This window comes from Pedobacter jeongneungensis, assembly GCF_000633455.1.
Lineage (GTDB): Bacteria > Bacteroidota > Bacteroidia > Sphingobacteriales > Sphingobacteriaceae > Pedobacter > Pedobacter jeongneungensis_A.
In genome coordinates this window covers 180,981-199,689 of sequence record NZ_AYMG01000028.1, presented here as the reverse complement: position 1 = coordinate 199,689, position 18,709 = coordinate 180,981, and the positions used below count along the sequence as shown (strand labels likewise).

Annotated in this window: 15 protein-coding genes; 10 read left to right on the top strand and 5 right to left on the bottom strand. The window is 38.7% G+C overall.

The features are described from left to right. Window positions 1-415 precede the first annotated feature (415 nt). From U859_RS0123800 to fabG, 8 genes are all read left to right on the top strand, one after another. The gene (locus tag U859_RS0123800) at window positions 416-1,387 is read left to right on the top strand and encodes a ribonucleoside-diphosphate reductase small subunit (RefSeq protein ID WP_025145778.1); all 972 of its coding nucleotides are present in this window, start codon (window positions 416-418) and stop codon (window positions 1,385-1,387) included. Between the two features lie 155 nt (window positions 1,388-1,542). Continuing rightward, window positions 1,543-3,927 carry a ribonucleoside-diphosphate reductase subunit alpha gene (locus U859_RS0123795; protein WP_025145777.1) on the top strand — a complete coding sequence of 795 codons (2,385 nt, stop codon included), beginning with the start codon at window positions 1,543-1,545 and terminating at the stop codon, window positions 3,925-3,927. Window positions 3,928-4,132: 205 nt separating this feature from the next. Further along, window positions 4,133-4,354 carry a cysteine-rich CWC family protein gene (locus U859_RS31700; protein WP_084153140.1) on the top strand — a complete coding sequence of 74 codons (222 nt, stop codon included), beginning with the start codon at window positions 4,133-4,135 and terminating at the stop codon, window positions 4,352-4,354. A 550-nt stretch (window positions 4,355-4,904) separates the two neighbouring features. After that, entirely contained in the window at window positions 4,905-6,866 is a 1,962-nt protein-coding gene (locus U859_RS0123790; protein WP_025145776.1) for an SPFH domain-containing protein, read from the top strand. Window positions 6,867-7,315: 449 nt separating this feature from the next. Beyond that, window positions 7,316-8,191: a carbon-nitrogen hydrolase gene (locus tag U859_RS0123780; protein WP_025145775.1), complete on the top strand. Its 876-nt coding sequence runs from the start codon at window positions 7,316-7,318 to the stop codon at window positions 8,189-8,191. Window positions 8,192-8,418: 227 nt separating this feature from the next. Further along, window positions 8,419-8,775, top strand: a complete 357-nt coding sequence (locus U859_RS0123775) for a four helix bundle protein (RefSeq protein ID WP_316931588.1) — start codon at window positions 8,419-8,421, stop codon at window positions 8,773-8,775. 149 nt (window positions 8,776-8,924) lie between these two features. Beyond that, window positions 8,925-10,001, top strand: a complete 1,077-nt coding sequence (locus U859_RS0123770) for an agmatine/peptidylarginine deiminase (RefSeq protein ID WP_051584761.1) — start codon at window positions 8,925-8,927, stop codon at window positions 9,999-10,001. 91 nt (window positions 10,002-10,092) lie between these two features. Further along, on the top strand, window positions 10,093-10,836 hold the full coding sequence (fabG, locus tag U859_RS0123765) for a 3-oxoacyl-[acyl-carrier-protein] reductase (protein WP_025145772.1): 744 nt from the start codon (window positions 10,093-10,095) through the stop codon (window positions 10,834-10,836). Between the two features lie 169 nt (window positions 10,837-11,005). Here the strand turns inward: fabG and U859_RS0123760 are convergent, their stop codons facing one another. Further along, window positions 11,006-11,740 (bottom strand): murein L,D-transpeptidase family protein, encoded by a 735-nt coding sequence (locus U859_RS0123760; protein ID WP_025145771.1) that lies wholly within the window; start codon window positions 11,738-11,740, stop codon window positions 11,006-11,008. Between the two features lie 255 nt (window positions 11,741-11,995). Here U859_RS0123760 and U859_RS0123755 point away from each other — a divergent pair, with 255 nt between their 5' ends. Next, the gene (locus U859_RS0123755) at window positions 11,996-14,080 is read left to right on the top strand and encodes a hypothetical protein (RefSeq protein WP_025145770.1); all 2,085 of its coding nucleotides are present in this window, start codon (window positions 11,996-11,998) and stop codon (window positions 14,078-14,080) included. A gap of 131 nt (window positions 14,081-14,211) precedes the next feature. Then, the gene (locus U859_RS0123750; RefSeq protein ID WP_025145769.1) at window positions 14,212-14,760 is read left to right on the top strand and encodes an REP-associated tyrosine transposase; all 549 of its coding nucleotides are present in this window, start codon (window positions 14,212-14,214) and stop codon (window positions 14,758-14,760) included. A gap of 164 nt (window positions 14,761-14,924) precedes the next feature. On the opposite strand, the gene U859_RS0123745 is transcribed toward U859_RS0123750, so the two are convergent. The 4 genes from U859_RS0123745 to U859_RS0123730 all read right to left on the bottom strand — a co-directional run bounded on the left by U859_RS0123745 (window position 14,925) and on the right by U859_RS0123730 (window position 18,688). Beyond that, a complete protein-coding gene (locus U859_RS0123745) occupies window positions 14,925-15,539 on the bottom strand; it encodes a trimeric intracellular cation channel family protein (protein WP_025145768.1) in 615 nt (204 codons plus the stop codon). Window positions 15,540-15,632: 93 nt separating this feature from the next. Next, window positions 15,633-15,932: an FtsB family cell division protein gene (locus tag U859_RS0123740; protein WP_025145767.1), complete on the bottom strand. Its 300-nt coding sequence runs from the start codon at window positions 15,930-15,932 to the stop codon at window positions 15,633-15,635. 165 nt (window positions 15,933-16,097) lie between these two features. Continuing rightward, window positions 16,098-17,393 carry a phosphopyruvate hydratase gene (gene eno, locus U859_RS0123735; RefSeq protein WP_025145766.1) on the bottom strand — a complete coding sequence of 432 codons (1,296 nt, stop codon included), beginning with the start codon at window positions 17,391-17,393 and terminating at the stop codon, window positions 16,098-16,100. Window positions 17,394-17,839: 446 nt separating this feature from the next. Then, window positions 17,840-18,688 carry a DUF2911 domain-containing protein gene (locus U859_RS0123730; RefSeq protein WP_025145765.1) on the bottom strand — a complete coding sequence of 283 codons (849 nt, stop codon included), beginning with the start codon at window positions 18,686-18,688 and terminating at the stop codon, window positions 17,840-17,842. Window positions 18,689-18,709: the final 21 nt, after the last annotated feature.

The window sequence follows — 18,709 nt, the reverse complement described above, 5'->3', positions numbered from 1 at the left end:
AATTTAAGTTATTAACACTCATTTTTGTTTGCTAAACCCTTTAAAAGAAACGATTAGCTTTTTTTTCGCTTGAAAATGATATTTGGCTGATCGTTTTTCCCCAGCAATAGGGCAGGGTGTTAACAACTTTGGTTCACAAAAAACGGCCACCGTATATATATTTGTTTAACAAAGTTCTTTAACTTCTTGCGCTTGAAAACAAATATAAAAGCTTAGTTTTTAGTAATTTATGCGTACATCATCCCGATTGTAATTTTAAATTTTCCTAACTAAAAACTCAGTTGTTTGTCAGGCAATAGGGTTAGCACTTTCACAACAGCGTTTTGATAAAAGACATTACAATCATCATATAAAATTGATGGATGCGTGCCTTTGTCGGCTCTGTTAAAAAAATTAGAATTAAAAACATCAGCGTATGGAACAGGAATTATTACTACAAGAAAACAAAGACAGATTTGTGCTTTTGCCGATTAAATACCCGGCAATTTGGGAAATGTATAAAAAGACCGAAGCTAGTTTTTGGACTGCAGAAGAGATTGATCTTTCTGACGACCAGAAACACTGGGATAATTTAAATGACGGCGAAAGACATTTCATTTCTCACATCCTTGCTTTCTTTTCTGCTAGTGATGGTATTGTGAACGAAAACCTTGCAGTAAATTTCATGAGCGAAGTTCAATTGCCAGAAGCACGTTGTTTTTACGGTTTCCAGATCATGATGGAGAACATTCATGCCGAAACTTACGCCCTGTTAATCGATACTTATATTAAAGATCCTGAAGAAAAAGACCGTTTGTTCCACGCCATCGATACTGTTCCAGCAGTAAAAAGGAAAGCGGAGTGGGCCTTACGCTGGATCGAAAATGGAACTTTTGCAGAACGTTTAGTCGCTTTTGCTGCAGTTGAAGGTATTTTCTTTAGCGGAAGTTTCTGCTCTATTTTCTGGTTAAAAAAACGTGGTTTAATGCCGGGATTAACTTTCAGTAACGAGTTGATCTCTAGAGATGAAGGTTCTCACTGCGAATTTGCTTGTTTATTGTACAGTATGTTGAGCAATAAATTAAGTGAAGAAGCAGTTCATGGTATCATCAGCGATGCGGTTGAAATTGAAAAAGAATTTATTACCGATGCCTTGCCAGTGGCGCTAATTGGTATGAATGCAAAATTAATGAGTCAATATATTGAGTTTGTAGCCGACAGATGGTTACAGGAGCTAGGTTACAAAAAAATCTACAATGCAACCAATCCATTCGACTTTATGGAAATGATTTCATTGCAGGGTAAAACCAATTTCTTCGAAAAACGTGTTGGTGATTATCAAAAAAGCGGTGTATTAACTTCTGCTGATAATAATAAACAGGCGTTTTCTTTAGATGAAGACTTTTAAGGTAGAGGGTTAAAGGTAGAAGGCAGGAGGTTTAATCTTGCTACTCGATACTAGTTACTCGATACTAATTAAATAAATAACAAAAATATAAAGTGATGATTAAGTCTTGATACTTGAAACTCGCTACTAAATATTAACTAAAAATCTCATAAAATATGTTCGTACTAAAAAGAGATGGCCGCAAAGAAGCGGTGCAATTTGACAAAATCACAGCCCGTATTCAAAAGTTGTGCTATAGTTTAAATTCAGACCTTGTAGACCCGATCGATGTGGCCAAAAAGGTAATCGAAGGTTTATATGACGGGGTAACCACTTCGGAGCTGGATAACCTTGCTGCTGAAACTGCTGCATCGTTAACGACCAAGCACCCTGATTATGCTTTGCTGGCATCGCGTATAGCGGTTTCGAACTTGCATAAAAACACCACTAAGTCATTCTCGGGTACGATGAAAATGTTGTACGAATATTTCGACCCGAAAGCACAGAAAGCGGCTCCGCTTATTGCCGATGATGTTTTTGAGATTATAGAAAAAAATAAAGATATTTTAGATAGTTCTATCATTTACGACCGCGATTTCGGTTTCGATTATTTCGGTTTCAAAACTTTAGAAAAATCTTACCTCTTAAAAGTTAACGGTCAGATTGTAGAGCGCCCGCAACATTTGTTTATGCGTGTTTCTGTTGGTATCCACAAAGAAGATATCGAGAGTGCGATCAAAACCTACAATTTAATGAGTGAGCGTTGGTTTACACATGCTACACCAACTTTGTTCAATGCCGCTACACCAAAACCTCAAATGTCGTCATGTTTCTTGTTAACCATGCAGGATGATAGTATTGAAGGTATTTACGATACTTTGAAGCAAACTGCTAAAATTTCGCAAAGTGCAGGTGGTATCGGTTTAAGTATCCACAATATCCGTGCAACGGGTTCATATATTGGTGGTACAAACGGTACAAGTAACGGTATTATCCCAATGTTACGCGTATTTAACGATACTGCACGTTATGTAGATCAGGGTGGAGGTAAGCGTAAAGGTGCCTTTGCTATTTATTTAGAGCCTTGGCATGCAGATGTTTTCGAATTCTTAGACTTACGTAAAAACCATGGTAAAGAAGAAATGCGTGCGCGCGATTTATTCTATGCCCTTTGGATTAACGATTTGTTTATGCAACGTGTTAAAGATAATGGCGATTGGACCTTATTCTGTCCACACGAAGCACCAGGTTTAGCCGATTGTTTCGGAGCTGAGTTTGAAGCCCTTTATACTAAATATGAAGTTGAAGGCCGTGGACGCAGAACCGTTAAAGCACAGGAACTTTGGTTTGCCATCTTAGATTCGCAAATTGAAACCGGTACACCATACATGTTGTTTAAAGATGCAGCGAACAGCAAATCTAACCAGCAGAACTTAGGTACCATTAAAAGTTCTAACCTGTGTACCGAAATTATCGAGTATACTTCTAAAGATGAAGTTGCCGTTTGTAACTTAGCTTCACTGGCTTTGCCTCGTTTCGTAATCAACGGTGCTTTCGATCACCAAAAATTATACGATGTAACTTATCAGGCTACTTTAAACCTGAATAAAATCATCGATCATAACTATTATCCTGTACAGGAAGCAGAAAATTCAAACATGCGTCACCGTCCGGTTGGTTTAGGTGTACAAGGTTTGGCTGATGCTTTTATCTTAATGCGTTTACCTTTCGAAAGTGATGAGGCGAAACGTTTAAATAAAGACATTTTTGAAACCATTTATTTCGCTTCAATGACTGCTTCGCATGATTTGGCTGTGAAAAATGGTCCTTACCAAACATTTAAAGGCTCTCCTTTATCAAAAGGTAAATTCCAGTTCGATTTATGGAATGTTACACCAGATAGCGGCCGTTGGGACTGGAATGCATTACGCAAGAAGGTAGTTAAAGATGGTGTGTATAATTCGTTATTGGTTGCGCCAATGCCAACTGCATCTACTTCTCAGATTTTAGGCAACAATGAATGTTTCGAGCCCTATACTTCAAACATTTACACCCGCCGTGTATTAAGTGGAGAGTTTGTAGTGGTAAACAAACACTTGTTGAAAGATTTAGTAGCGTTAGGTTTGTGGAACAACGATATGAAAAACCAGATCATATTGGCTAACGGTTCAATCCAGGCAATTGATACGATTCCTGATTACATCAAAGAATTATACAAAACCGTTTGGGAGATCAAGATGCGTAACATCATCGATATGGCTGCCGATCGTGGTGCCTATATTTGCCAGTCGCAATCGTTAAACTTGTTCGTAAACGCGCCAAATACTTCAAAATTAACTTCAATGCACTTCTATGCATGGGAGAAAGGTTTGAAAACCGGTATGTATTATTTACGTACACAAGCAGCTTCGCAAGCGGTTAAATTTACGGTAGAAAATCAGGGCGGTAAAGCAATCGAAGCCGTTATCCCAGCTGAGATGACACAGGATCAGGTTGCAGAAGAAATCGTTGACGGACCAGTTTGTTCGATGGAAGAAGGCTGCATTAGCTGCTCAGGATAAGGTAGAGGGTAGGAAGGCGGAAGGTTTAAGGCCTGCTTGCCGATTAAATATTCAAAATTAAGTAAGGTTTTGGGCAAACGCTCAAAACCTTATTTTTTGTAATTACTTTTGTATAGGTTCATTAATTCATCAGCCATTGGCTTTGCCAAATGCCAATAGCGATTTCACTAATGACTAATGAACTAATGAACAATTGAACTTTAAAATGTCTTCACACATCCATAGCGCCAAACACGAAATCATTCCTTGCGAGCGATGCAACAGTGCTATTGAGTGCAAGGCAAATTCATATACCAAATGCCAGTGCAGCGTGGTGCAACTCAGCATTAACGAAGTACAATACATATCCGAACTGTACGATGGCTGTCTCTGCGCCAAATGCCTTTTTGAATTACAACAAGAATATCGTTTAGAAATAGGCATTTAAACTTGGTGTTTTCGTGCCTTAGTGGTTGAAATCACTTGAAAAGCAAGTTCCTGTGCCTTTCGGTTGCATCCTGTCCCGCTTTTCCTTCTGCCGATTGAAGGAATCGGCATTCGTGCAATCGGGTTTAATTAACCTGGGTTCTGCGCTGTTCTGAAAAAATACTTACATCAGGCAGTTTTATTTAATCTAAAATCAGTAAAACTGATTCATTGGTGTATCCCAATTTGGTCAGTTGTATAGGTCCAAAAAAGGACATATTTTTCTCTTTAATTGTAATTTATACATTTAAAATTTCCGTTATCATTTGCGTAAACCTAAGTGGTTAGTTTTTGCCCTTTAGAAGTGTTCAGTTAGGTTATTCTGTAAAATGTCATCTGCAGATGACATCTTGCTCTTAATCGATCCTGAGTCATTTTTAAGGCCTTAGAATCAATAAAAAATAGTTTAAAAATAACTGTTAAAAATGGTAACAAAGCACATCATTTGATATCTATATCGTGCTTGATAAATGGTTTATCAGGCTTTAAAAAAAAGAAAAATATAGAACATTATGGAAGCGCTCATTTCTAATTACTGGTGGGTTTTAGTGGCACTGTTGTGCATCGTTTTATACAAATATATTTTACGTTTCTTATTCGGGATGGTGATCGTCCCCGAAGATAGGATAGGGTTGATTACCAAAAAATTCGTGCTCTTTGGTTCTGCAAAAGAATTACCCGATGGAAGGATTATCGCCGTTAGGGGCGAAGCTGGTTTCCAGGGAAAAACCCTGGCGCCGGGATTGTATTTCGGGATGTGGTTCTGGCAGTACAGTGTAACCATGGAACAGTTTACCATTATTCCCGAAGGTAAAATTGGACTGATTATGGCCAAAGATGGTTCGGAAATTCCGACTGGGAATATCCTCGGGCAACGGGTAGAATCTGATAATTTTCAGGATGCGGTGAAATTTCTCGAAAATGGTGGTCAGCGAGGCCGGCAAACCTCTTACATCACCTCGGGTTCCTATCGTATCAATACCATGCTATTTCAGGTTTCTGTTACCGATATGATCCGGATTCAGGAGAGTATGGTGGGCATTGTAACCACATTGGATGGTTTGCCTATTGAAGCCAACCAGATTGCCGGTAAACTAGTAGAGGGGCATAACAACTTTCAGGATTTTGATGCTTTTATTAAAATGGGCGGGAACCGTGGTTTGCAACCGCAGGTAATTTTGGCTGGTTCTTACAACCTTAATCCCTGGGCTGTTCAGCTGGAAGAAATCCCGATGATGGAAATTGCCATTGGTTATGTTGGGGTAGTGATCTCATTTATTGGTACAGATGGAAATGACTTAACCGGAGCCGATTTTAAACATGGTAATATTGTGGGTAAAGGATCAAAAGGTGTTTGGCTGGAACCACTTGGCCCGGGTAAATACCCGATCAATAAGTACATTATGAAGGTAGAGCTGGTGCCAACAACCAATCTGGTGCTCAATTGGGCATCGGCACGTAGCGAAGCGCATAATCTGGATAAAAACCTATCTACCATTACCGTACGTTCGAGAGATGGTTTTCCATTCAATTTGGATGTTGCGCAGATCATCCACGTGCCCACAACTGAGGCACCAAAAGTAATTGCCCGTTTTGGTAACATGGTTAATCTGGTTTCGCAGGTTTTAGAGCCAACTATTGGTAACTATTTCCGTAACTCGGCCCAGGGAAGTGATGTAATTGCTTTCCTGAGTACCCGTAAAGAACGCCAGGAATCGGCTAAAGAACATATCCGTAAAGTGCTTGATGAGTATAACGTTAATGCGGTTGATACGCTGATTGGTGACATTGTTCCGCCAGAATCGTTAATGAAAACCTTAACCGACCGTAAAATTGCAGAAGAGCAAAAAGTTACGTACGAAACCCAGAAACAGGCACAAGAAACGCGCCAGGGGATGGAGAAGGAAACCGCTATTGCCGATATGCAGAAAGATATTGTAAAGGCGCAACAAAGCGTAGAGATTGCCGAACGTACCGCAAGTGCTACAGTGAAAAAATCGGAAGGTGATGCCGCAGGTGTAAAATTAGCTGTTGGTGCAGAAGCCGAGGCTACAAAAATGAGGGCCCATGCCGAGGCCGAAGCAACAAAAGCAAGGGCTCAGGCAGATTCTGAAGCGATTAAATTACGTGCATCGGCAGAGGCTGAACAGATTTCGTTAACCGGTAATGCCGAAGCAGGTAAAATTTTAGCCGTAGGTAAATCAACTGCCGAAGCTTATGAGCTTGCTGTGAAAGCTTTGGGTGGCGAAAACTTTACCCGTTACAAAATTACTGAAGAATTATCAAAAGGTAATGTAAAACTGATCCCTGATGTACTAATCGGTGGCAGTGGGGGCAACCATGGCGGTTCAGCAATGGATGGCCTGTTGGGCTTGAAACTGATGGAATTAATGGATCCTCAGGCACGTAAAGAAGTGGTAGCCGTTGCAGAAATTGTAGAAACAAAACCTAAAAAGGACAATATTAACCCTTAATTTGATTTTGAATTAGAATGAAAAGCCTCGATGAAAATCGGGGCTTTTTTGTTTAGAAGATATGCCGGTTTGGCGATTTGTAATTCCCCTCTCCTAGAGGGGTGTCCGCAGGACGGGGTGTCTTTATCAATTTTTAGTTTAGTATCACAATTTTTAACTGAGTGCTTTTGCATTATGAAACTTCAAGTAACAGCAATACCCATGCTTTCTAAACGGGATAGAAATGGCAGCCTCCGATTTTTTCAATCGGAGCTATAATGGATAGCCCGACTGACAACCGTTTGAAATGCTGCCTTTGCTTTTCCTAAAAAGAGAAAAACAATTACATAATTATGCCGTTCTACTTTTAAACAAAATAGTAACTTTGCAGCCTAATTTTGAATGAATGAATCTTGAATGATATGAAAATCACTCATTTTATCATTCTCTCATCCAATCATTTTGAAAACATGAAGAAAGTAAAAGTTGGCTTAGTGCAAATGAGTTGTACTAAAGATAAGCAGGAAAATTTAGATAAAGCGATTGCAAAAGTGAGAGAAGCAGCTGCAAAAGGTGCACAGATTGTGTGTTTGCAGGAACTTTTTACTTCGCTATACTTCTGCGATGTGGAAGATTATGATAATTTCGATTTGGCAGAAGCTATTCCAGGTCCTTCTACAGATGCTTTGCAGGTGGTAGCCAAGGAATTGGGTGTCGTAATTATCGCTTCTTTGTTTGAGAAACGTGCTGAAGGTCTGTATCATAATACTACTGCTGTTTTAGATGCTGATGGTTCATATTTAGGTAAATACCGCAAAATGCATATTCCTGATGATCCTGCTTTTTACGAAAAATTCTACTTCACTCCAGGCGATTTAGGTTACAAAGTTTTTCAAACCAAGTTTGCAAAAATTGGTATCCTGATCTGTTGGGATCAGTGGTATCCTGAAGCTTCGCGTATTACCGCTTTAATGGGTGCAGATATCATGTTCTATCCTACAGCAATTGGCTGGGCTACCGATCAGGATGAAGAAACTAATCAGGATCAATACAATGCGTGGCAAACCATTCAACGCTCACATGCAGTTGCAAACGGCGTGCCTGTGGTAAGCGTAAACCGTGTAGGTTTTGAACAAGATGGTGCCATGAAATTCTGGGGCGGTAGTTTTGCTACCAACGGACAAGGTAAAATACTTTATTTAGGTTCACACGATCAGGAAGAAACTGAAGTGGTAGAACTGGATTTATCGGAATCTGATTTCTTCCGCAAACACTGGCCTTTTTTAAGGGATAGAAGGATTGATTCTTATCAGCCGATTACAAAAAGATATATTGACGGGGATTAAAAAAGTCGGAGGTCGGAAGACCGAAGATGGAGGCCAAAGAGCACACCTGCAAGTTGCAAAAATCTGAAAGGCCCATGAGAAGTTAGAGGTGGGGAACTGGAGGTGAGAGGCTTGGATGCTGTTAGAAAACCCTAAAGGTTTGGATTGCATTTTAAGAAATTGTAATTTGTTAGTATATTTCTAATAAATTATAACTTCAGACTTCGGACCTCCGACTTTCGGACTTAATTATAGCATTCAAATTTGAAAAACTTAAGGTTTGGCAAAAGGCTTTAGATTTAGCTGATGAAATCGATAATATGACAAAAGCTTTTCCAAAAGAGGAGATTTATGTTTTAACATCGCAGGCTAAACGTGCTGCAGATTCGATTTCAATGAATATAGCCGAAGGAAGCACGGGTCAGAGTAATCCTGAATTTAAAAGATTTTTAGGTTACGCCCTTAGATCAGATATCGAAGTGGTGAATTGTTTGCACCTTGCCATAAGAAGAAAATATATAACAGAAGAAATTTTTAAGAAACATTATAAATCGTGCGAAGAGATTTTGGTTATGATTTCTGCTTTAATCAAATCGCTGAATTGATTCGGAGGTCGGAAGATCGAAGTCCGGCGATATTGGCGGTTTATAAATACACTAAATCATCCGACCTCGGACGCCCGACTTTCGGACTTTAAAAAATAAAACACTAAATCATCCGACTTCGGACACCCGACTTTCGGACTTTAAAAACTATGTCAAACTTTCCTCCAAGAAAAGATTTAAATATTAATCAATTCGATTATTCGCCAAAGCAGCAAGGTTATGCTTTCCCTGCCGAATGGGCTAAACATGAGGCAACCTGGTTAAGCTGGCCACATAAAGAAGCCTCCTGGCCGGATAAAATCGAAACCATTTATAAGCCTTATTGCCAGTTTATTAAAGCTGTTGCTGAAGGCGAAAAAGTGCGCATCAATGTTAAAGATGAAGAGATGAAAGCTTTTGCTGTTTCTGAACTAACAAAAGTGGGTGCCGATTTAAGCCAGATTGAATTTTATTTCAACGAAACCAACGATGCCTGGTGCCGTGATCATGGTCCTGCATTTGTGCTTAAAGGAAATGAAAAGGCAGTGGTAGATTGGGGTTACAATGCCTGGGGTGGTAAATATCCTCCGTTCGATCTTGACGATGTGGTTCCAACTAAAATTGCCAAACATTTTGATCTGCCTTTATTTACGCCAGATATTGTAATGGAAGGTGGTTCGGTAGAGTTTAATGGCGCAGGAACGGTTTTAACCACTACGGCTTGTTTATTGAACGAAAACCGCAATCCGCATTTAACCAAAGAACAGATTGAGCAGTATTTGCTCGAATATTACGGACAGGATCAGGTTTTATGGTTGGGTGATGGGATTGTAGGAGATGATACTGATGGACACATTGACGATATTACACGGTTTGTAAATGAGGATACCGTTTTAACAGTTGTAGAAAGTAATCCTTCAGATGAAAATTATGTGCTGTTACAAGAGAATTTGGAGGCTTTAAAAGCAATGAAACTGAAAGATGGCAGATCATTAAAAATTATTGAGTTACCGATGCCTTCACCGGTGATTTATGAAGATACCCGTTTACCGGCATCTTACGCCAATTTTTACATTGCTAATGCAGCTGTAATTGTTCCGGTTTTTGATGATGTGAACGACCAAAAAGCTTTGGATATTATTCAGGGCTGTTTCCCTGATCGCAAGGTGATTGGTATTAATTCAGTTGATATTATCTGGGGATTGGGTAGCTTTCATTGTTTGAGTCAGCAGGAACCTGCTGTTTAGTCCTGAGTCTTTAGCCAAAAGTCATTAGTCAATTTGGTTTTTAGTATTAACTTTACAACATTAAAACATTTCAACTTTACAACATTTCATAATGAAATTACTAGAAGGAAAAACAGCATTAATTACAGGTGCATCAAAAGGGATCGGCCGTAAAATAGCCGAAAAATTTGCCGAGCAGGGCGCTAATGTAGCTTTTACATATTTATCATCAGTAGAAAAAGGCGAGGCTTTAGAGCAGGAATTACAAAGCTTTGGAACAAAAGTTAAAGGTTATCGTTCTGACGCTTCTAAATTTGCCGAAGCAGAGCAATTGATCAATGATATTGTTGCCGATTTCGGTACCATTGATATTGTAGTAAACAATGCTGGTATTACCAAAGATGGTTTGTTGATGCGCATGAGCGAGGAAAACTGGGATGATGTCATCAACATTAACCTAAAATCGATTTTCAATGTAACCAAAGCGGCTTCTAAAGTAATGATGAAAGCCCGTAAAGGTGTATTTATCAATATGAGTTCGGTTGTGGGTATTACGGGTAACGCTGGTCAGGCCAATTATGCGGCTTCAAAAGCTGGTATTATCGGTTTCACCAAATCGGTTGCTAAAGAGTTAGGTTCGAGAAATATCCGTGCAAACGTAGTTGCTCCGGGTTTTATCCGTACTGAAATGACCGAAGTTTTAGATCCAAAAGTGGTTGAAGGCTGGGAAAAAGATATTCCATTAAAACGTGCCGGAGAAACTGAAGATATCGCAAATGTTTGCGTGTTTTTAGCTTCTGATATGAGCGCTTACGTAACCGGACAAACGTTGTCTGTTTGCGGCGGGATGCTGTAAGCGAGGTTGAGGGCGGAAGGTTTAAGGTTGAGGGCTTTCGTTCCAATACCATAAAAATAGCAAAGGCGTAAGGTGGGTTTAACCCTAAACCTTACGCCTTTTAGCTTTTACCTTATTCAGAACATTGCAACTTTTCAATCTTTTAACTTTTCAACGGTCAAAATTCCAACTATTTTACAACATATTTCCCTTTTACCTCACTAACGTTCGGTTGCGTTTTATTCTTCTCAAAGGCCAAATAGCCTGCTTGTAACGATTTCCAAAAGCTGGTTTGTGCCGGGAATTGAGCACTGTATTTCTTCATATTCCCATCCGTCATTTTGAAAGGATAGATGTTAACCGGAATTTTTTCCTGACCTGCATTTCTGGCTTCAACTCCCAAAACATATACTTCTTTAATTTTTTCGTCGGTTAAAGGGATACAGCCCACGGTTACACAATTGCCATGGATGTAAATATCACTTCCGGGCTTTCTATCTTTCCCTGTTCTGGCATAATCTACTGTATTCGGATAATTCACACCTAAGGATAGATGAAAATTACTCATTGGGTTAAAAACATTCACGTAATAAAATCCTTCCGGTGTTTGTCCGTCTCCTTCAAATATTTTCGGACCAATGGTACCAGAGTGCGCACAGAAATCATAAGTTCTGAATAAGGAATAGGTTTTAGCAGAATTGTTTTTTAACCATACTTCCAGTTTACCCTCTGTTTTATAAGCATTAATTACCATAGAGAACTGATCGCCATAACCACCTGCCTGAACAAATTTTCTCAATGTTTCCCATTTTTCATTGTATGCTTTTTCTACCCTTTCAAATTTAATTTGCGTGGCTTTAAAATTATTTTGGGCATTCACCATAAGGTTTAGAGATAACAGAAATGTTAAACAGATTAATTTCATAAAGATTGATTTGGTTTAAAAATAGGAATTTAACCACAGAGCGCATAGCGTTCTATTTTTTTACCACAAAGGTCACAGAGAAAAGGCACGAAGTACACAGAGTCGGGAGCTTAAAAAGGTTTAGGTCCTCTGTGGTCCTCAGTGTAAAACTCAGTGCACTCGGTGGTTAAACAAATGAGTGTTTTTAGTTTTAGCATAAATTCTTTATGGTTAATAGCCTTGAAAATTTCCCTAAAATTACCATCTTTATGAATTATGACTGGTTTTTTTTCGGGTGCTTCTATTTTGTCTTTTCTGGGTTGCCTGGCTTTGGGTGTGCTGTATGCCTGGTTGCTTTATCGTGGTAACAAAAATCTGGATAAAAAACTTCAATATGGCTTAACCACCCTGCGGATTGTAGTGGTTACCACCATTGCGTGGTTAATATTTGCCCCCCTCATTAAAACCTTAAATTATACCCTGGATAAACCGGTAATTATTATCGGACAGGACAATTCCCTATCAGTTGGTCAGGTTAAAGCCGCAGGTTTCGATCAAAAGTTATACGAGAAAAACCTTAAAAGGTTACAGGATAAACTATCAGATAAGTATGAGGTGAAAACGCTTCATTTTGGTGATCAGGTGGCAGATGGTTTCGATTTTAAAAATCAGGGTAAATTAACCGATGCTTCTGCTTTTTTTCAGAAAGTGAGAGATGAATACACCAACCGTAATGTTGGCGCTATCATTTTAGCTACTGATGGTATTTTTAACCATGGTGGAAATCCGCTTTACAGCATCAACCAGATCAATGCGCCGGTTTATACCATTGCCCTGGGAGATAGCATTCCGAAGCGTGATGTGCTGATTTCGAACGTAAACTATAATAATATTGTTTATCTGGATGATGATTTCACGATCGAGGTTCAGGTTCAGGCTTTTCAAAGCGATGGCGAAAATAGCCCTTTAACGGTTAGTCAGAATGGCGCTAAGGTTGAGCAGCAGAACATATCCATCAGCGGCAATTCTTTTGTTAAAACGATTCCGGTTAAGATCCATGCCGGTAAAATTGGGGTGCAGAAGTATACCGTTCAATTAGGCACTTTAAAAAATGAAATCACTACCCGAAATAACGTTCAGACTTTTTATGTAGAGGTGATTGATGGCAGACAGAAAGTTTTACTGGCTGCTGTTGCACCACATCCCGATTTGGGCGTGTTAAAAGAGGCTATTTCGCTTAATAAACACTATGAGGCTAAACTTGCCCTTGCTGATGATTTAAACGCGACAGATCCGTCTAAATTCGATTTAATCGTTTTGTATCAGTTGCCCGATGTTCAAAATATTTCGTCAGTATTTTTAAAAAAATTGGCAGGTTTGAAGAAGCCGATCTGGTACATTTTGGGTGCTCAGAGCAACATCAATGCTTTTAACCAGATCCAGAATCAGGTAAATCTGAGTTCAGCCAATGGTTCTGTTCAGGAGGTATATGCTGATTTTGCCAATGGTTTTACCAGTTTTAATCTCACGGAAGAAGATAAAAAACAGTTTTCGGCTTTCGATCCTTTGCTTAGTCCGTTTGGAAGGTTGACTGTAAACGCAGGGGCAACACCCGTTTTTAATCAGCGCATAGGCAAAGTGAGTACGCAGCAACCATTATTATTCTTTGCAAATGAAAATGGCATAAAGGCTGGTTATCTGATGGGAGAGGGGCTATGGCGCTGGAAACTTTCAGAAGCTGAAAATGAAAGTAACCAATCGGTTTTAAACGATCTGATTTCAAAAACAGTTCAATATCTGTCGGTTAAGGACGATAAGCGTAGGTTTAAGGTTTTTACCTCGAAATCAGCATACGATGAAAATGAATCGATCCAGTTTAATGGCACGCTTTATAACGATAGCTATCAACCTGTTAATGAGGCGGAAGTTAAACTTCAGGTAAAAAACGAAGCCGGAAAAGTGTTTAACTATATCTTCTCTAAAACTGAAAATGGCTATCAGTTAGATGCCGGAACCATGCCAGCTGGTAATTATTCTTATCTGGCTAATGCGGAACTGGGAGGAAAGAAATTCACAGCCTCTGGTAGTTTCTATGTAAACGCATTAATTGCAGAATACCAGCAAACAACAGCCAATCATCAGCTTTTAAATACGATCTCTAAACAAAGTAATGGTAAATTGTTTATGCCTGAAAACTTGCTTAAAATAGCGGATGAGATTGCCAAAAACGAGAACATTAAAACCATCAGCTACGAAGACCGTAAATACAATGAACTCATCAATATGAAATGGCTGTTTGGTTTAGTGTTGGTCTTATTGGGTACAGAGTGGTTTTTAAGGAAAAGGAACGGTGAGCTTTAGTTTGGAGCGGAGTGTGCAGTCAGATGTTACCATCTGACTGATCGATTATCTTTTGGTGAATAACTGATGGCATTGGATTATTTCGATAAGTGTCAGGTGGTAACACCTGACACCACTAAAGTATAATTATTATGGGATTAAGAAACAGAAGTTCATTTCTGGAGAAAAAGTGTTTTTTCGTTACCACCAGTTGCTATAAACATTTAAAGCTGATTGAAAGCAATTCTTGCAAATTGATCATTGCTAATAGTTTAAATTTCGTTGCAGTGAAATATAAGATTTCAATTCTTGGTTATGTAATCATGCCCAATCACTTTCATGTTTTGTTTTATTTCAATGATGAAAATAAATTATCGGATACTATGCGTGATCTGAAAAAGTTTTGCGCTTTTGAAATACGGAAGTATCTTGAATCTAATCAAAGTTCAATACTAAATTTGATAAGGATTGAAAATGATAAACAGGTTTTTAAAGTTTGGGAAGATAGATTTGATGATGTTTGGATTGGAAGTAAAGAGCTTCTCGAAATTAAACTAGAATATATCCATCAAAATCCATTACAATCTCATTGGAATTTGAGCGAGTATCCTGAAAACTATAAATACAGCAGTGCTGCTTTTTACTTAGGTAGTTTGGAAAATGTTGTTAAAATAATTGATTATAGAGATATTTTTGAGTGATAATCTATGAAGATAGATGTGCAGTCAGATGTTACCATCTGACTGAGCAATTATCTTGAAATTGATGAGCAAACGATATTATTCAATTAATTTTAAAAGTGTCAGATGGAAACATCTGACACCACGCGCAAACGATTTATTACCCTCTAACATTTTACCCCCCCCTAATGCCATTCATCTCTGTACACAAACTTAGGCATGTGCCATTCGAAACGGATAGAAAGTAAGCGTAATGCTAATCCAACAACAGCTGCCGAAATGGTAGCTAACATTTCACTTCCATGGAAATGTTCTACACCGATATAAACAGCACCTGTTACAATCGCTGCACTCGCATAAATCTCTTTTCTAAAAAGGAATGGAACTTCATTGCAGAGTACATCACGGAGTACACCGCCTGCACAACCGGTAATCATTCCGCTAAACAGTACAATTAAATAGGGTAGATGAATTTCCTGGGCAACCTGGCAGCCAATAATGGTAAAAACCACTAAGCCTAAAGCATCAAGGTAAAGAAATAGCTTTTTAAGTTTTGTCATTATAGATGCGATAAATGCAGCGAGTAAGGCCGCTACCGCTGTAATCACCAAATATTCTGGATGTTCTACCCAGCTCATTGGGTAATGGCCAAATAATACATTTCTAACTGTCCCACCTCCCAAAGCTGTAACCCAGGCAATAATGCAGACACCAACCCAATCCATATCACGTCTGCCTGCAGAAAGCGCAGCAGTCATCGCTTCGGCTGTTATGGCGATAATGTAAAGAATGTGGAGCATTAGATGGGTTAATTGTTAAAACTGGTTAACCGTAAACTGGATTGTTTAATTGTTGAATGGCTAAATTGTTAACTGCAAATTGTCAACTGAAAGCTAATCCTTCTTCTCTTCCTGAATGATCACGAAAACATCTTCATTGTCTTTTTTCATGAAGTATTTTTCGCGGGCAAATTTTTCGGCCGTATTCAGATTGGTATTTAGTTCATTAAGATCTTTTTTAACCTGGGCAGTTTCTTTTTCGAAATATTCTTTTTCTTCCTGCAATTTATTTGCCTGACTACGGTATTCATACTGAGACATCATATCATTTTTGTCGAAAAATAGCATCCACATCGCAAAAGCGACCGTAGCAAGGAAATATTTATTGCGAAAAAGATCTATTAAACGTTTCATATATTGATATGATATTTTTGATGTGAGATTTGAGAAGATCAAATCCAACAAACAAATATAGTATTAAAATAAAAACATCCGAAGATTTAAAATCTCCGGATGTTTTCCAAATAAGTTTTTCAACTTGTTAACACTATAGCATTGGGTTTAAACCCAATGCTATAATTATTTCTTAGCGTATTTGAATTTTGAACCGATGAAACGTGCGTTTTCACCTAATTCTTCTTCAATACGTAATAATTGATTGTATTTTGCAATCCTGTCTGAACGTGATGCAGAACCGGTTTTAATCTGTCCGCAGTTTAATGCAACAGCTAAATCAGCAATCGTAACATCTTCAGTTTCGCCAGAACGGTGACTCATTACCGAAGTATAACCACTGTTTTGAGCTAAAGTTACTGCATTGATGGTTTCAGTTAAAGAACCGATCTGGTTAACTTTTACCAGGATTGAGTTAGCAGTAGCCTCGTCGATACCACGTTGTAAACGCGTAACGTTGGTTACAAATAAATCATCACCAACCAATTGAACATGGTCACCAATTTTATCGGTTAAGCTTTTCCAGCCAGTCCAGTCGTTTTCATCCATACCATCTTCAATAGAGATAATTGGATATTTTGCAGAAAGATCAGCTAAATATTGTGCCTGCTCTTCGCTTGAACGAATTACACCAGTAGCACCTTCAAATTTAGTATAGTCGTATTTACCATCTTTGTAGAACTCAGATGAAGCACAATCCAAAGCTAAACAGATTTGAGAACCTGGTTTGTAACCAGCAGTTTCAATTGCTTTTAATACCGTTTCAATTGCATCTTCAGTACCATCGAAAGTTGGTGCAAAACCACCTTCATCACCTACTGCAGTAGATAAACCTCTATCATGAAGAATTTTCTTTAAGCTATGAAAAACTTCAGTTCCCCAACGTAAAGCTTCCGAGAACGAAGGAGCGCCAACTGGCATAATCATAAATTCCTGGAAAGCGATAGGTGCATCGGAGTGAGAACCACCGTTGATGATGTTCATCATCGGAATTGGTAAAGTGTTTGCATTAACACCACCAATATAACGGTATAATGGTTGACCGATTTCGTCAGCAGCAGCTTTAGCAGCAGCCAAAGAAACACCTAAAATAGCATTAGCACCTAAGTTACCTTTGTTTTCGGTACCATCCAGGTCTAACATAATTTTATCAATTGTATTTTGCTCAAAAACATCAATACCTCTTAATGCATCAGCAATTTTAGTATTTACATTTTCTACAGCTTTTAAAACACCTTTACCTAAATATGTAGATTTATCACCATCACGTAATTCAACAGCCTCATATTGTCCAGTAGATGCACCGCTTGGTACAGCTGCACGGCCAAAAGCGCCTGCCTCTGTTACAACTTCTACTTCTACTGTTGGATTGCCTCTCGAATCGAGAATCTGTCTGGCATGGACATTAACGATTATGCTCATTTTTATTTGATTTTTTATTGATTTTTTAACCTGCTTAGTGTAAAAAGTACAATTACTAAGCGCAACATCAAAGTTAGTATATTTTTTAAATAAATAAAGCGTTTTAAGGGTTAATGTTACGATAGTTGTTTGAGTTAACCGATGGTTAATTTTAAATTAATATTGGTTGAAACTTATGTTTAAGTCGGTAGCTTAATGTGCATAAGAGCCTTCATGTTAATTTGAAAAGCAATTGCAGTATTACTTCGGTTGGGGTTAGTCCCGCTTTTCATTACAAGTCCTCTCCCGATGAAAAATCGGGATTGCGGGCTTTTCATTACAATCGGGTTTATGCTACTTAGATTGGTAGTTTATGGAGAGGAACGATACTTAATTAATGCCGTCATCTCGATCCGATAGCTATCGGGTCCGCTCGAAATGACGGCATCGTGGGGGTAGTTATCTCATTATTTTTTAGCTTCCGCCAAAAGTTCAGAATTCAACCTTACATATTCATCAACCTTTTGTGCTTTAGCAACATCAATACCCTGTTGTGCAGTAGTTGCTGCGGCTGCTTTATCGCCCATTTTTAATTGGATACGACCTTTCCATAATTTAAACCAGGGCGCTTTTGGATCTGACTTTTCTGCTTCGGTCATCCATGCTAAAGCTTGTTTTAAATCTTTTCCGTTTTGCAAATAATATTGTGCAGCAGCAAAATATGGTTTCTTTTCACCTTTCATTGCTTTGGCGATATTGGCCATTACTTTTTCATCAATAGAAGTAGTGATGTTGATTGCATAGGCACTATTCTCCCACATCATATTTAAAGTTGCAGAAGTTTCGCTAACTGCCGAAAATTGCATGGTTAAAGTTTCTACTTTATCTTTTAAAGTTGTTGTTTTTACTTTTACGCGCAACACATCATCACTTTCTTTATACTCGTACGCACCCCATTGATCGGCAATTTTATTAAAAATAACGGTCCATTCGTTTTTGCCGGGGATACTGAACAGGCCATATTCGCCGGCCGGTAAATCTTTGCCTTCAATTTTAACGGCATCGGTAAATTTAATGCGTGTTGCTGCATTTGCTCCATTGCGCCAAACTGTGCCCATGGGTTCCATTCCGCCAAAAATTTTGCGGCCTTTAACATTCGGACGGGAATAGGTTAAAGTTATTTTTCCCAATCCAAAATCCTGGATGATGGTTTGACCACTACTCGGTTGTGGGAATTTGGCTTCCTGGGCATTTGCGAAATCTGCTGCACCTAAAAGTGCAACAAACAGCATTACTGATTTGATTGATAATCTCATTGCTTTGTTGTTTTTGGTTTG

Bases quoted from the DNA above. Each gene is read 5' to 3' on its own strand.
- U859_RS0123800 (WP_025145778.1), top strand. From the start codon at position 416: ATGGAACAGGAATTATTACTACAAGAAAACAAAGACAGATTTGTGCTT.
- U859_RS0123795 (WP_025145777.1), top strand. From the start codon at position 1,543: ATGTTCGTACTAAAAAGAGATGGCCGCAAAGAAGCGGTGCAATTTGAC.
- U859_RS31700 (WP_084153140.1), top strand. From the start codon at position 4,133: ATGTCTTCACACATCCATAGCGCCAAACACGAAATCATTCCTTGCGAG.
- U859_RS0123790 (WP_025145776.1), top strand. From the start codon at position 4,905: ATGGAAGCGCTCATTTCTAATTACTGGTGGGTTTTAGTGGCACTGTTG.
- U859_RS0123780 (WP_025145775.1), top strand. From the start codon at position 7,316: ATGAAGAAAGTAAAAGTTGGCTTAGTGCAAATGAGTTGTACTAAAGAT.
- U859_RS0123770 (WP_051584761.1), top strand. From the start codon at position 8,925: ATGTCAAACTTTCCTCCAAGAAAAGATTTAAATATTAATCAATTCGAT.
- fabG (WP_025145772.1), top strand. From the start codon at position 10,093: ATGAAATTACTAGAAGGAAAAACAGCATTAATTACAGGTGCATCAAAA.
- U859_RS0123760 (WP_025145771.1), bottom strand. From the start codon at position 11,740: ATGAAATTAATCTGTTTAACATTTCTGTTATCTCTAAACCTTATGGTG.
- U859_RS0123755 (WP_025145770.1), top strand. From the start codon at position 11,996: ATGACTGGTTTTTTTTCGGGTGCTTCTATTTTGTCTTTTCTGGGTTGC.
- U859_RS0123750 (WP_025145769.1), top strand. From the start codon at position 14,212: ATGGGATTAAGAAACAGAAGTTCATTTCTGGAGAAAAAGTGTTTTTTC.
- U859_RS0123745 (WP_025145768.1), bottom strand. From the start codon at position 15,539: ATGCTCCACATTCTTTACATTATCGCCATAACAGCCGAAGCGATGACT.
- U859_RS0123740 (WP_025145767.1), bottom strand. From the start codon at position 15,932: ATGAAACGTTTAATAGATCTTTTTCGCAATAAATATTTCCTTGCTACG.
- eno (WP_025145766.1), bottom strand. From the start codon at position 17,393: ATGAGCATAATCGTTAATGTCCATGCCAGACAGATTCTCGATTCGAGA.
- U859_RS0123730 (WP_025145765.1), bottom strand. From the start codon at position 18,688: ATGAGATTATCAATCAAATCAGTAATGCTGTTTGTTGCACTTTTAGGT.